The organism is Cellulomonas sp. NPDC055163 (assembly GCF_053607065.1).
Genome location: NZ_JBSGSU010000006.1, coordinates 136119 through 148959 on the forward strand (window position 1 = coordinate 136119; position 12841 = coordinate 148959).

General features: G+C 75.9%; 13 protein-coding genes. 4 read left to right on the forward strand and 9 right to left on the reverse strand.

Annotation, left to right across the window (positions count from 1 at the left end):
- Positions 1–132: 132 nt before the first annotated feature.
- Positions 133–1029 (reverse strand): hypothetical protein, encoded by an 897-nt coding sequence (locus ACWFNE_RS13155; RefSeq protein ID WP_452122881.1) that lies wholly within the window; start codon positions 1027–1029, stop codon positions 133–135.
- A gap of 353 nt (positions 1030–1382) precedes the next feature.
- On the opposite strand from ACWFNE_RS13155, the gene ACWFNE_RS13160 reads away from it, so the two are divergent.
- Positions 1383–1808, forward strand: coding sequence for a hypothetical protein (locus ACWFNE_RS13160; RefSeq protein WP_452122882.1), 426 nt, complete (start codon positions 1383–1385; stop codon positions 1806–1808).
- Between the two features lie 106 nt (positions 1809–1914).
- On the opposite strand, the gene ACWFNE_RS13165 is transcribed toward ACWFNE_RS13160, so the two are convergent.
- Complete coding sequence (locus tag ACWFNE_RS13165; RefSeq protein ID WP_452122883.1) at positions 1915–2685, reverse strand: 2-phosphosulfolactate phosphatase; 771 nt, start codon at positions 2683–2685, stop codon at positions 1915–1917.
- Positions 2686–2768: 83 nt separating this feature from the next.
- Here ACWFNE_RS13165 and ACWFNE_RS13170 point away from each other — a divergent pair, with 83 nt between their 5' ends.
- Both ACWFNE_RS13170 and ACWFNE_RS13175 read left to right on the forward strand, forming a co-directional pair.
- Positions 2769–3347: a 1-acyl-sn-glycerol-3-phosphate acyltransferase gene (locus ACWFNE_RS13170; RefSeq protein WP_452122884.1), complete on the forward strand. Its 579-nt coding sequence runs from the start codon at positions 2769–2771 to the stop codon at positions 3345–3347.
- Between the two features lie 413 nt (positions 3348–3760).
- Entirely contained in the window at positions 3761–5008 is a 1248-nt protein-coding gene (locus ACWFNE_RS13175) for a cellulose binding domain-containing protein (RefSeq protein ID WP_452122885.1), read from the forward strand.
- A 211-nt stretch (positions 5009–5219) separates the two neighbouring features.
- Here the strand turns inward: ACWFNE_RS13175 and ACWFNE_RS13180 are convergent, their stop codons facing one another.
- On the reverse strand, positions 5220–5828 hold the full coding sequence (locus ACWFNE_RS13180) for a pentapeptide repeat-containing protein (RefSeq protein ID WP_452122886.1): 609 nt from the start codon (positions 5826–5828) through the stop codon (positions 5220–5222).
- A gap of 139 nt (positions 5829–5967) precedes the next feature.
- On the reverse strand, positions 5968–6717 hold the full coding sequence (locus ACWFNE_RS13185) for an HNH endonuclease family protein (protein ID WP_452122887.1): 750 nt from the start codon (positions 6715–6717) through the stop codon (positions 5968–5970).
- Between the two features lie 176 nt (positions 6718–6893).
- Here ACWFNE_RS13185 and ACWFNE_RS13190 point away from each other — a divergent pair, with 176 nt between their 5' ends.
- Positions 6894–7895: an aldo/keto reductase gene (locus tag ACWFNE_RS13190; RefSeq protein WP_452123121.1), complete on the forward strand. Its 1002-nt coding sequence runs from the start codon at positions 6894–6896 to the stop codon at positions 7893–7895.
- Between the two features lie 199 nt (positions 7896–8094).
- Here the strand turns inward: ACWFNE_RS13190 and ACWFNE_RS13195 are convergent, their stop codons facing one another.
- The 5 genes from ACWFNE_RS13195 to ACWFNE_RS13215 all read right to left on the reverse strand — a co-directional run bounded on the left by ACWFNE_RS13195 (position 8095) and on the right by ACWFNE_RS13215 (position 12744).
- Positions 8095–9147: a DUF3466 family protein gene (locus tag ACWFNE_RS13195; protein WP_452122888.1), complete on the reverse strand. Its 1053-nt coding sequence runs from the start codon at positions 9145–9147 to the stop codon at positions 8095–8097.
- Between the two features lie 191 nt (positions 9148–9338).
- A complete protein-coding gene (locus tag ACWFNE_RS13200) occupies positions 9339–9749 on the reverse strand; it encodes a VOC family protein (RefSeq protein ID WP_452122889.1) in 411 nt (136 codons plus the stop codon).
- 465 nt (positions 9750–10214) lie between these two features.
- Positions 10215–10451 carry a LuxR C-terminal-related transcriptional regulator gene (locus tag ACWFNE_RS13205; RefSeq protein WP_452122890.1) on the reverse strand — a complete coding sequence of 79 codons (237 nt, stop codon included), beginning with the start codon at positions 10449–10451 and terminating at the stop codon, positions 10215–10217.
- A gap of 281 nt (positions 10452–10732) precedes the next feature.
- The gene (locus ACWFNE_RS13210) at positions 10733–11440 is read right to left on the reverse strand and encodes a DUF998 domain-containing protein (RefSeq protein WP_452122891.1); all 708 of its coding nucleotides are present in this window, start codon (positions 11438–11440) and stop codon (positions 10733–10735) included.
- Positions 11441–11550: 110 nt separating this feature from the next.
- Positions 11551–12744, reverse strand: coding sequence for a hypothetical protein (locus ACWFNE_RS13215; protein WP_452122892.1), 1194 nt, complete (start codon positions 12742–12744; stop codon positions 11551–11553).
- Positions 12745–12841: the final 97 nt, after the last annotated feature.

Below are 12841 nucleotides of genomic sequence, written 5' to 3' on the forward strand. Positions count from 1 at the left end.
TTGCACGGAGGGATACGTTTCTCCCGGAGGGCGGGTCCGCGCGCCGAGGGGGACTACCTCCCCGCGTCTCCGGTCGTGGGGTGTCCCCTAGACACCCCCCCCCCCCCCCCCGACGCCGCTCGGGTCAGGCCGTCAGGCCTTGCACTGACCCGTGCTGAGCCCCGCGACCGTGGCGCCGGCGAAGTCGACGGCACCCCAGTTGCTCGCGCAGGACAGGTTGCCCCCGACCGTGGCGCTCGCGAGCGTCACCGCACCGAGGTTGTGCTCCACGACGAGCCACCCGCCGACGTTCACCGCGTCGCGCTCGGCGTCCGCGAGCCCGGCACGCGCGTGACCGGCCGGCAGCGACGCCGTCGAGCACGCGTCGCCCGCGGCGGTCGTCGTCGCACCGACGCGACCGGCGCTCGTCAGCCCGCGCACCGCGACGTCCGCCGCGACGTCGGAGCCGCACAGCCACAGCTCGCCCGTGCCCTTCGACGTGAGGCCGCGCCCGAACGTCGACCAGGCGACCGACGCCTGCTGCGACGCGTTGAGGTTGGCCCAGCCGCCCACCGTCGACAGCTCGACGGTCAGGTCCTTCGCCCGGACGTTGACCGCGCCGTCGACCGTCGAGCCGGTGACCGTCGCCGTGTCCGCGTAGCCGCGGACGCTGTGCCACACGTGCGAGTCCTGCACGACGAGGCTCGCAGCGTTCGCGAGCACGCCGCCCTGCACGGTCGAGCCCGTGAGCGTCACCGCGCCCTTGGCGCCCAGGTCGCCGCCGACGGTGACGCCCGTGAGCGTGACCTGACGGTCGCCGTAGACCGTGAGGCTGCCGGTGACGACGACGTCCGTGAGGTCGCACACCGCACCGTCGACCCACGCGTCGCCCTCGACGGTGATGCCGGTGACAGCCGTCGCGCCCGCGGCGCACAGGCCGACGCCCGTGCCGCCCGCCGCCCCTGCCGGCGCGGCCGCCGCGCCGAGCAGCACCGTCGCCCCTGCGAGCACCGCGCCGACCGCGCGACGTGCCCCCCTGTGTCCAGTCATGTTCCCCTGCCTCCCTGCAGCACGAACCGGGAGTGCAAGTGCGCCGCCCCCGGCGTGGACAGGCTCACACGCCGGGGTCGGCGCCGACGGGTACCGGTGCGATGTCCCGAACCGGGCGGCCCGTCCGGGGACGGGCCCATCCGCCCGGCGCGCACGCGTCGGCGCAGGCCAGCGCGATCGCCCCCAGGGCCTTGCCGGATATGCCCGGGACCGGAAATCACCCGCCCGGCGGTCACGCCGTTGGGCCGACCGGGTGGTCGGCACCGGCCCGGGGCGCGCCGGGGTTGTCCGGTATGCGAAGTTGGTCGGGATCACCGGCGCGCCCGTCGCGCCGCCGACACGAGGGGGCACCCATGCACGGACGCACCATGCTGCTCAGCCTCGTCGTGCTCGTCGGCGGGGTCGGCGTTGCCCGGCCCGAGCTGGCCGAGCTGCCGCTGCGGGTCGCGGCCCCGGCGTACGACGCGGTCACGCAGTCGAGCCTGCGGAACCTCGCCGTCGCCCTGCAGTCGTACACGCTCGACGCGGGCGGTGCGGACGCCGTCACCGTCGAGGAGCTCGCTGGCTGGGGCTGGGTGCCGCAGGACACGACGGCCGTGACGATCTGGGTCGGCGGCGACGAGTTCCGCGCCGTCGCGCAGGACGTCCGGCCCGGTGCCTCGGCGTTCGAGTACACAAACGTCGGCACCGACGGCGGGCCCGGCGACGTCGACGTCGCCGCGGCGCAGGCCGACGATCCCGTCGCGGGCGTGACGATCCGGCCGCTCCCCGCGACCTGAGCCGCCCGCACGGGCGCGTGCTGCGCGGCCGCCCGCACGGGCGCGTCGGGCTGCGCGCGACCCGACCCGGTCAGGTGCCGGCCGCGCCGGCCTACGACCGACCGGGTCACGCCCGGGCGAGGTCCACGAACCGCCCGTCGACGAGCCCGGGAACGACCCTGCTCGTGCCGACCTCGGCCGCGATGCGGACGTCACCCGCGTACCCCTCCCCGACGAGCTCCCGCCCGCTCGCGCACCCGGTGAGGGCCCCGGCCACCTCGCCGTCCGGGGCGAGCGCCGCGACCGACCGCGCCTCAGGGGACAGGCGCTTCACGGGCAGCCGGCGCAGCACCGCCGCCGCGCCCCACGCGTCCTCGATCGCGGGCCGCAGCCCACCGCCGGGCCACCGCTCGCCCGCGGCCACCACGGCGACCGTCAGGTGATCCGCGCCGGGCCGGTCCGCGACCCACCGGGCGACCGCAGCGGCGTTCCGCAGCGACGCCGCGAGCACCGTCGGCACCCCGAGCTCCGCCGAGAGGTGCCAGCAGATCGTCGACCCGTTCGGCGAGGGCAGCACGAGACGGCGTACGCCGGACGCCGCGCGGATGCTGGCGGGTGACAGCGACAGGTCGCCGGGACCCGCGGCGGACCGGGCGCGGGCGAGTACCGCGTCGTGCCTCTCCGCGAACGCTGCCGCGGTGTCGTCGGCCCAGCGGTAGGGGAGCACCTCGGTGCCCGCGTCGAGCGCGACGCCCACCGCCGTCGTGAAGGACAGGACGTCGACGACGACCGCGACGTCCGCACCCGACGCCACGGCGAGCGCGCCGTCGAGCCCCCAGTCGAACCGGACGCGGTAGCCGGCCTGCGCGTGCGGGGTCGCCCCATCGAGCCTGCTCACGCGGCCAGTCTGCCGCGCCTGCGGCGGGGTGAACCCGGCGCCCGCGTTCGGCGGCGACGGCACGCGCCTCGTACCCTCGCCGGATGAAGATCCGTCGCGCCCTGGCCAGCACCTTCTGGGCGGTGAGCCGCTACCGGCTCCGCACCGAGCACGTCCCCGCGGACGGCGCCGGCATCCTCATCGGGGCACCGCACACCTCGAACTGGGACTTCCTGTTCATGCTCGCGATCTGCTGGTCGCAGGGCCTGCACATCCGCTATCTCGGCAAGCGGTCGCTGTTCACGCCGCCGTTCGGTCCGCTCATGCGTGCGCTCGGCGGCATCCCGGTCGACCGGAGCAACCCCGCCGGCCTCGTCGACGACCTCGTGGCCCGCGTGCGCGCCGGTGAGCGCTTCTACCTCGTCATCACTCCCGAGGGCACGCGCAGCAGGACCGAGTACTGGAAGTCGGGCTTCTACCGGATCGCGCGCGAGGCCGGCCTCCCCGTGACCCTCGGGTACGTCGACCGCCCGACCCGGACGTCGGGCCTGGGCCCCACGCTGACCCTGACCGGGGACGTCCACGCCGACATGGAGCAGGTCCGCGCGTTCTACGCCGACAAGTCCGGCGTCGTCCCGGCCCGCCGCACCGAGCCGCGCCTGCGCGAGGAGACCACCGCGTAGCACGCCGCAGCCGGGCCGCACGTCTGGCACGGTCGCGGCAGGCGCAGGCGCGGGCGCGGGCGCGGGGCGGGCGCGGGCACGGGGCGGGCGTGGGCGCGGGCCGGCAGCCGGACGGGCGCCGCGACGTCCCGTGGTCCGCGTCGACCGCGGAGGTCGGTACGCCGCGTACCCGCACGGCGTCGCCCGAGCCGGCACCCCTAAACGATTGGTGCGCTGGGAGGCCCCCCGGCCCGCCGCTAGCGTCCGACGCACACGCACCCCACGACGCCGTCGTGCGCGTGCCCGCCCGCCACCACGGGTGCCCGTCACCGCAGGTCGCGGACCTGCCCCCGACCACGGCCCGACGTGCGCCCCGGCGGCGTCACCGCGCTCGCAGGGGGCGCGTCGTCGGCCACCCGAGAGGACGTCACCGCATGAGGACCACGCTCCGACACCGCACGTCCCGACTCGTCGCCGGCCTGGCCGCGCTCGCGGTCGGCGCCGTCACGGCGGCCGGGCTCGCCGTCTCCGCGCAGGCGGCCGCCGCGTGCACGGTGACGTACCAGCCGAACGCGTGGCCGGGTGGCTTCACGACGAGCGTGCGCGTCACGCCCGGTGACGCCGTGAGCGGCTGGCGCGTCACGTGGACGTGGCCCGGCGACCAGAAGGTCTCGGGCGCGTGGAACGCGAGCGTGACGCAGAGCGGGTCGAGCGTCACGGCGACCAACGCGTCGTGGAACGGCAACCTCGGGGCCGGGTCGTCCGCGGAGTTCGGGCTGCAGGGCACGTTCGGGTCGAGCAACGCCTCGCCGACGGACTTCGCGGTCAACGGCGTCGCGTGCAACGGCCAGACGCCCAGCCCGACGCCCACGCCCACCGTCCCGACGACGCCGAGCCCGACGCCGACGGTCGTCCCGACCCCCACGGCCGAGCCCACCCCGACGGTCACCCCGACCCCGACGCCCACGCCGACCCCGACGACCGGCCCGAACCCGCAGTGCGGCTCCTCGTCGTTCTGCGACGGCTTCGAGACCCAGACCGGCACCGAGCCGTCGGGCGCCTGGACGGTCGGCTCCCCGAACTGCTCCGGCACCGGCACGGTGAGCGTCGACACCGGCGTCGCGCACTCCGGCTCCCGGTCGCTGCGCGTCAACGGCGTCGCCGGCTACTGCAACCACGTGTTCGCGCAGGCCGCCGGCGCGCTGACCGGCACCGGCTCGACCGCGTTCGTGCGGTTCTACGTGCGGCACACCACGCCGCTCCCCGCGGCGCACACGACGTTCCTCGCGATGCGGGACACCGCCGACGGCGGCAAGGACCTGCGCATGGGCGGTCAGAACGGTGCGCTGCAGTGGAACCGTGAGTCCGACGACGCGACGCTCCCCGAGCAGAGCCCGACGGGCGTCTCGCTGAGCAAGCCGCTGCCGGTCAACGCGTGGTCGTGCGTCGAGTACTCGGTCGCTCGCGACGGGCGGCTCTCGACGTGGCTCGACGGCACGCTCGTGACCGGGCTCGTCAACGACGGCACCCCGACGCGCGACGTCGACGGCCAGTGGGGCTCGCGCAGCGGCTGGGCGCCCGTGCTCACGGACCTGCGGCTCGGCTGGGAGAGCTACGGCGACGGCAGCGACACCCTCTGGTACGACGACGTCGCGGTCTCCTCGAGCCGCATCGGCTGCTGACCCACCCCCGCGCGAGCAGGACGGCCCCCGGCGGAGACGGCCCGCCGGGGGCCGTCCGCTGCCCGCGTGAGCGCGTCGCGTCGGGCCGCGCTGACCGTCGTGAGCGTCGAGCCCGTGTGGGATTGCCTCGGGCCTGGCGTTCACCGGGGCGCCGGGCCACCTGCTGCGCTGGGACCTCGGAGCGGGGCGTGCCGACGGTGGGCGCCGCGCGTCAGTCGACGGTGATCCTGAGGTGGCGGGCGAGCGCGCCCGCGAGCTCGAGGAGCTGCGCCGAGCTGATCGTCGACCCCGCGAGCCCGGCGACCCCGTCGAGCCCCGCGAGGTCCGCGCCGCGCAGGTCGACGTCCTTGAGCTGCGCCCGCGTGACGTCCAGCCGGCCGACGCGGCAGCGGTCCAGCACGAGGCCGTGCACGCGTGCGCCGGCGAGGTCGAGGTCGCCGACCACGCAGTCCTCGATCCGGACCTGCTCGAGGCGTGCGTCGCGCAGGTTGAGGTAGTCGACCTTGCCGCCGCGGATCGTCACGCGCGTGAGCTGCCCGCCGTAGGCCTGGACGGCGCCGAGGCGGCAGTCGGCGAGCTCGACGTCGCGCCACGTCGCGTCGGGGGCGTCGAGCGTCCCCGCCCGCACGGTCGTGAGGGTCGTGTCGAGGATCTCGGCGTCCTCGAGCCGCACGCCGTCGAGGTCGCACCCGGTGATCGTGCAGTCCATGAACCGTGCGCCCTCGGCGTCGTCGCCGCTGAGGTCGAGGCCGTCGAACGAGAGCGCCTCGTAGTCCCCGTCGCGCTCCAGGCGGCCGTCGAACGTCTCCAGGTGCGGCATGCGGCCAGGGTGCCACACGGCACCGACAGCGCCGTGACGGCCCTGGCACCGGTCGGTCCGGCCGTTCCGTCCGCCGCGCCCTCCGCCGTCGCGCGCTGCTCGTCGAGGCGACCCGACAACCGGCGGGGCGGCTGGGTGGTCAGCTCCCCGGCGTGAGCGTCGTCCCCGCCGCGGGGGCGACCCGGCAGCGGTCGAGCTGGCGGTCCATCGCGTCGTGCTCCGCGGCCGTGACCCACAGCCCGTAGGCGGCCTTGACCCGGATCTGGCGCAGCACGTACACGCACCGGTAGCCCGAGCGCGGAGGCAGCCAGGTCGCGGCGTCGCCGGCGCCCTTCTTCTGGTTCAGGGGCCCGTCGACGGCGAGCAGGTTCGCCGGGTCGTTCGCGAAGGCCTCGCGGACGTCGGGCGTCCACTGCTGGGCGCCCTTCTGCCACGCGTCGTTGAGCGCGACGACGTGGTCGATCTGCACCTCGGAGCTCCGCGGCCCGCGCTCGAAGTCGATGACCTCGCCGCCGTACGGGTCGGCGAGGGTCCCGGTCAGCACGACGCAGTCGCGGGTCCCGGGCTTGAACGTCAGGTCGGTCAGGTCCCGGCGGAGGATGTCGTTGCGGGTGTCGCAGCCGTTGTGGTCGACGTCGGCCCAGGCCTGCCCGAACTCGTCACGGTCGTAGCCCGTCTTCGGTGCACGGCCCTTGACCGCGAGCGCGTCGAGCGCCGCTCGCCCGGCGGCCAGGTCCTCGGCGGTGACCGGGTAGCGCGCGGCGTCGGCGGCCTCGGTCCACGCGGGCAGCCCGACGCCGAACGCGACCGCGCCGACGAGGACGAGCACCCAGACGGCGCGGGGGAGGCGGCGGCGCGGCTGCGGGGCGAGGGGACGGGTCGGGTGCACGCGCGCAAGATGCCACATAACGCCCATCCCGGGCGCGCGCGGCCCGCGGACACGCCGGAGGTGCGCGCGTCGCGACCCTGGGGGTGCTCGGCCGAGCGGCCCGGCCGGCGGACCGTGCGCGGGCCGGAGGTCGGTTGAGGCCAGCGGCGCGGGGGCGCATGCTCGGACGCATGACGATCAGCACGCGCACCCTCGGCTCGGCCGCGCACGGCACCGCACTCACCGTCGGCTCGCTCGGGCTCGGCTGCATGGGGATGTCCGAGTACTACAGCGCGACGAACCCCACGACCGACGACGAGTCGGTCGCGACGATCCGGCGCGCGCTCGACCTGGGCGTGACCCTGATCGACACCGCCGACATGTACGGGCCGTTCACGAACGAACGGCTCGTCGGGCGGGCGGTCGCGGGCCGCCGCGACGAGGTCGTCGTCGCCACGAAGTTCGGCAACGAGCGCGACGAGTCCGGCGCACGTCTCGGCATCAACGGCCGCCCGGAGTACGTCCGCCGCTGCGCCGACGCGAGCCTCCAGCGCCTCGGCGTCGACCACCTCGACCTCTGGTACCAGCACCGCGTCGACAGGACGGTCCCGATCGAGGACACCGTCGGCGCGATGGCCGAGCTCGTCGCCGCCGGCAAGGTACGCCACCTCGGGCTCTCCGAGGCCGCCGTCCCGACGATCCGCCGCGCGCACGCCGTGCACCCGATCACCGCGCTGCAGACCGAGTACTCGCTGTGGTCGCGCGACGTCGAGGCCGAGATCCTGCCGACGCTGCGGGAGCTCGGCATCGGGCTCGTCCCGTACTCGCCGCTGGGCCGCGGGTTCCTCACCGGCTCGATCCGCTCGACGGCCGACCTCGCCGAGGGCGACTACCGCCGCACGACGCCGCGCTTCGCCGACGGCGCGCTCGAGGCGAACCTCCGGCTCGTCGAGGTCGTGCGGGCCGTCGCCGGGCGGGTCGGCATCACGCCCGGGCAGCTCGCGCTCGCGTGGGTGCTCGCGCAGGGCGACGACGTCGTGCCCATCCCGGGCACCCGGCGCGTGCGCTACCTCGAGGAGAACGCCGGCGCCGACGCCGTCCGGCTGTCGCCCGAGGACCTCGCGGAGCTCGACGCCGCCCTCCCCCCCGGCGCGGCGGTGGGCGACCGGTACACGGACATGGGACCGCTCAACGCCTGAGCGGCATCGACGATCGCCCGCTCCGCGGGGACCGGCGACGGCCTCTTTGGTCGCGCGACGTGGTCGCCTGGCATCCACGAGCCGACGAGGGACTCGGCCCGGGCACGGTGACGCCTCACGACCGAAGGGATCGCGGGGCGTCGTCCGACAGCCGGGGGTGGGGACGAGCCAGGGTCGCGCCTCCGTGCCCGCGGGCGACCTACGAGCGCGGCTTGCCCGGTGTCCAGAGCACGGCCGCGGAGCCGGAGACCCCGACGACGCGCCCGGAGTCGGACAGGTCGTCCGCGAACGACGACTCCCCGTTGACCAGCGGCGGCAGGACGGCGACCGTCTCCGCCCCGGGGTGCCACACGAACGCCTGGTGCTCTCCGTCCCGGGCGACGTTGCCGGCGACCGTCCCGCGAGCGTTGATCGCGAGCGCCTCCGACGACCCGCCCGTGAGGCCCGGGACGGGCGCCAGCGTCCCGGTGCGCGCCGACCACACGAACGCCTGCGAGCTCCCGTCCTCGACATCGGCCGCCCAGCCGACGACGTCACCGCGGTTGTTGACGTCGCGCGCGAACGACACGACGGTCCCGGGCAGCACGCCGAGGTCGGTCGACGCCCCGGTGCGCGGGTCCCAGCGGAACCCGTGCGTGACCCCCTCGGTCGTGCGCGCGTCGCCGACCACGACACCGCGGTCGTTGATGCCGTACGCGGCCGAGTCGTCGAGCCCGAACGTCGGGACCGGGACCATCGCGTGCTCGCACGGGTCGAAGACGAACGCGACCTGCTCGACGCCCGGGCCCGACGTCGAGGCGCCGACCACGACGCCGCGGTTGTTGATCGCGGTGCCGCGGGAGTACGAGCCGCCCAGCGTCCCGAGGTCCTCGACCGTGCCGTTCCGTGTGTCCCACACGAACGCGCGGGTCCCGCCCTCGCCGGGCAGCGTCCCGGTGCCGACGACCTGGCCGCGGTCGTTGATCGCCGCCGCCTCGGTCTGCCAGAAGGCGCTCGCGGGGATCTGCGTGAGCGCGCCGGTCCGGGGGTCGCGGACGAACGCCTGGTTCAGCCCGTCGGCGGTCTGCGACGTGCCCGCGACGACGCCGCGCGAGCTGACGCCCTGCGCCGAGGTGGCCCCGCCCGCGAGGCTCCCGACGTCCTGCACCGAGTAGGTGGGCGGCGGCGGCGCGGCCGCGGTGGCGGTGGGTGCCGCGACGGCGAGGCCGAGGGCCAGCGCTGCGGCGAGGACGAGTGCGCGGGAGCGTGCCATCAGTTCCTCCACGGGGCGAGCTGTCGCGACGGCACCCTGCGGCCCGCGGCGTCGACGGGGTCGTCGCCACGCTACGACCGGGCCGCGCACGCGAGAAGGTCCGAAGAGGCAGCCTCCGGGCAGCGGTTCCGTGGAGCGACCTGGCGACCGACCCTCGCCGGTGCGGAAGCCGAACCGGTACGACCGAGCGTTCAGTCGCCCTCGTCGCCCTCGAACCCGATCAGCCAGTGGAGGCCGAAGCGGTCGACGACCTGCCCGTCGGTCGCACCCCACGCCCGCTCCTGCAGGTCGTCCACGATCTCGCCGCCCTCGGAGAGCGCGGCGAACCAGGCGCGAAGGACCGAGGGTGCGGCCGCCCCGAGCAGCGAGAACATCAGCCCCCGGCTCGTGAGAGTCGGCACGTCCCCGGTCACGTCGGCTGCGAAGAGCGCGACCGGCCCGTCCACGAGGTACCCGTGGGCGACGGCGTCCGCCGGGCCGTCGGTCCGGCCGAACTCCTCGTAGGTGTGCAGCTGTGCGGCGCCGCCGAACACGTCGGCGTAGAAGGTCAGAGCGGCGCGAGCCGTGCCCGGGAGGTGGATGTACGGCGTCGGTGCGGTCATGTGGGTCTCCGTGGGTGAGCCGGTCGGGCGCCTGCGGCCACTGGTGCCGCTCGCATCCCGGGTCGCCGGACCCTCCGGCGTACTGGGACGACGATCGGCGACCCCTCGCGAGGACACCCCGGTTCGGCAAGGTACCCGGCCGGGCGGCCTGGACCTGGGGTTCGTGGACGCGTCGAGGCTCACGACCGGATCGGACTCCGGTCAGCGCTTCGCGAGCGGCTCGCGGGCCGACCGCCGTCGTCAGCCGTGCACGTGCACGCGAGCACGGGCGAGGTACGTAACACTCACGGGACGCGCCGATGTGGAGCCTCGACTCTGTGGCGACCCGGCGCAGGCCGAGCGCGCCGCCTGCGGCGGACATCAGCACCCGCGTGAGGGTCACGCAGCGACGCCGGCCCCGGCCGGACGCGACCGGACGCGACCGTGGCGTCCGTCGCGGAGGAGTGCCGAGCGTCGGTGTGCGGGTCAGCGCAGCCCGGAGGACCGCACCCAGGCGACTGCTTCGGCGCGGCTGGACACCCCGATCTTGCGGTAGGCGGTCCGGACCTGGGTCTTGACGGTGTTGCGCGTGACCCACAGCCGGGCGGCGATCTCCTCCAGCGTGACGTTCTCGGCCAGCTCGAGCAGCACCACCCGCTCGCGGCCGGTCAGGTGCACGTCGGCGGCGGTGGTGGTGGGTCGGTCGGTGTCGAGCATCGTCATGGTGGTCCCCCCGGGCCAGAGGGCGCAGTGCGGGGTCGTTACCCCGAGGTCTGCCAGCGCCTTCGCTCTAGGGGACGGGGCACCGGCGACTTCATGACGCCAGTTCCCGGGCGAATGTGCGTGATGCGCCGCACACCCTGGCTCCGGCGAACCGGGGGTGCGCCGTCACGGCGAGCGACGCGGTCGACACCTGGTCGGACTGGCTGCAACGACGACTCGTCGACGACACCGGCACGGCACGGCGGCCCGAGTACGTGCGCCCGCCTCGCTCCCGCGGCTGCTCACCGTCGGGCGTCTGGCCGGTGGCGCTCGGTGTGCAGGGCCGCGAACCCGGTCGTCACCATCCAGACCAGCACGGGGAGCGCCGCGACGCGTTCCATGCCGCCGAGGCCGAGCCCGAGGTCGACGTGCGCGAGGAACAGCGCCGAGCCCGCCAGCCCGGTCGTGCCCGCCACCGCGGCCAGCACGCGTGTGCGTCCCGGACCCGCCGCCCGGCTGAGCCCGACGAGGAGCAGGCCGAGGTTCGTCAGCACGAGCACCGGGAACGCGCCGAAGACCACGTGCACGTTCTCGTCGACGTCGGCGGGTACCGCTCCCGCGACGACCCAGCCGAGCCCACCCGCCGCGACGAGCACCCGGCCGGCCCGGGCTCGCCCGGACGGCCACAGCCGCCACGTCAGCACCACACCCGCGACCAGCGCCACCCCGGTGCCGATCATCGCGGCGTTCATGAGGGTGTGCAGGGGCGAGCACACGAGCCGCTGGTCGTCCCCCCAGGGGCCGCACCCGACGTTGCCGAGGTCGCTGACCATGTTCCGTGCCCAGCTGTACGGCGGCGACCACGCGCGCTCCACGACGAGGTGGCAGACGAGGAACAGCACCGGTGCGGCGATCCACAGCACGGCCGTCGCGCGGCGTGCCCCCGGGGCCGGGCGCGCCGCGAGGGGACGGGTGGGGGGCGGAGGGGCGGTCGCGCTGGTCCGTGTCATGCGGTCGACGGTCCCAACCCGGCGCCCCGTGGCAGAACCCGGCGGCCCCCCGAGGCCGGGGTGGGGTCTGCCCGGGCAGCCCAGCCCGCGCGGCCGGGCGTCCCGCTCGGTCAGCCGAGCCCGCACGTCCGGCACGCGGGCCGACGACGCAGGTAGTACGCGTACGTCGCGGCCCCCAGCGCCGGGCCCCACAACGGCCACAGCAGCATCGGGGCCAGGGCGCCCCAGTTCTCGGTGGCCTCCGCGCGGAGCTGGTCCGGGCCGATGGCGAGCAGCGTGATGCTGGCCGGCACGACCGCCGCGGCGACGACCGTCGCGGGCACCACGGCCAGCATCACGGGAACCCGCCGGCCCGCGAGACCGACCATCCAGCGCGGGAACACCTCGCCCCAGCGCTGGAACAGGCCGAGGGTCAGCACCGTCCCGACGAGCGCGAACGTCGCGAGCCCGAACGCCGCGGCGAGCATGCCGTCGGCCACCATGGCGTCGTAGTCGTCGGCCTGCATCCCGAAGGGGTAGCCCGCGACCCACGCGAGCCGCGTCGCGGCGTAGAGCGCGGGGATGATGGCGGCGACGACCGCCCAGCGCCGGCCCCAGTCCGCGGCGCGCGCCGGGGTCCGCCACGCGGGCTCCGCGTGGTCGACGGCCCGCCCGCACACCGCGCACGCGCCGCTCGCCCGGCGGCGGAACAGCACCGTGGCCCAGACGAGCAGGCCTGCACCGGCGAGCGCGAGGTACTGCACGACGACCCCGGGGGCGACGTAGCCGGCGAACGCGTCACGGAACTTCTCGTCGAACGGAGCCCGGACCACGAGCAGGGGCAGGTAGCCGAGCCGCGCGAGGATCGAGGCGTCCGTCAGGGTGACCGCCCCTGCGACGGTCACGGCCGCGGCGACGGTCACCGCCGTGCGCGCCGGGGCGGTGACGGTGCGACGGCGGGCGCGCACCATCCCGACGGCGAGCGCCGCGCCGGCGAGAGCGACGAGCGCGACGAGCGGGCTCAGCGTCGAGCCGGGCACGTCGCGGAGCATCGTGCCGGACGCGTCGCGCGACGCCTCGCCGACCGGCAGCGTGTGGCCGAGCAGCGTGACCGCGAGCGCGACCAGCGCGGAGACCCCCCACCACGCGGCGGCCAGCGCGGGCACGACGCGCACGTGCCGTGGGGGTCGTCGCACGGGGGGCGGGGCGGCCGCGGTCGGGGCGACGGTGCTCCGGTCGGTGGTGAGAGCCGTGGCGGTGGTCGGGTCCGCCGTGGGGCGGTCGGTGGTGACGGGGTGGCTGCGGTGCGTCTCGTGGAGGTCCATGACTCCACCCTCGTGAGCGCCGACGGCGCGGTGATCCCCCGCGGAGGCGGTCCGGGTCCCCCGCGCGAGGGAGCGGTGCCGCGTGGCCGTCGACCCC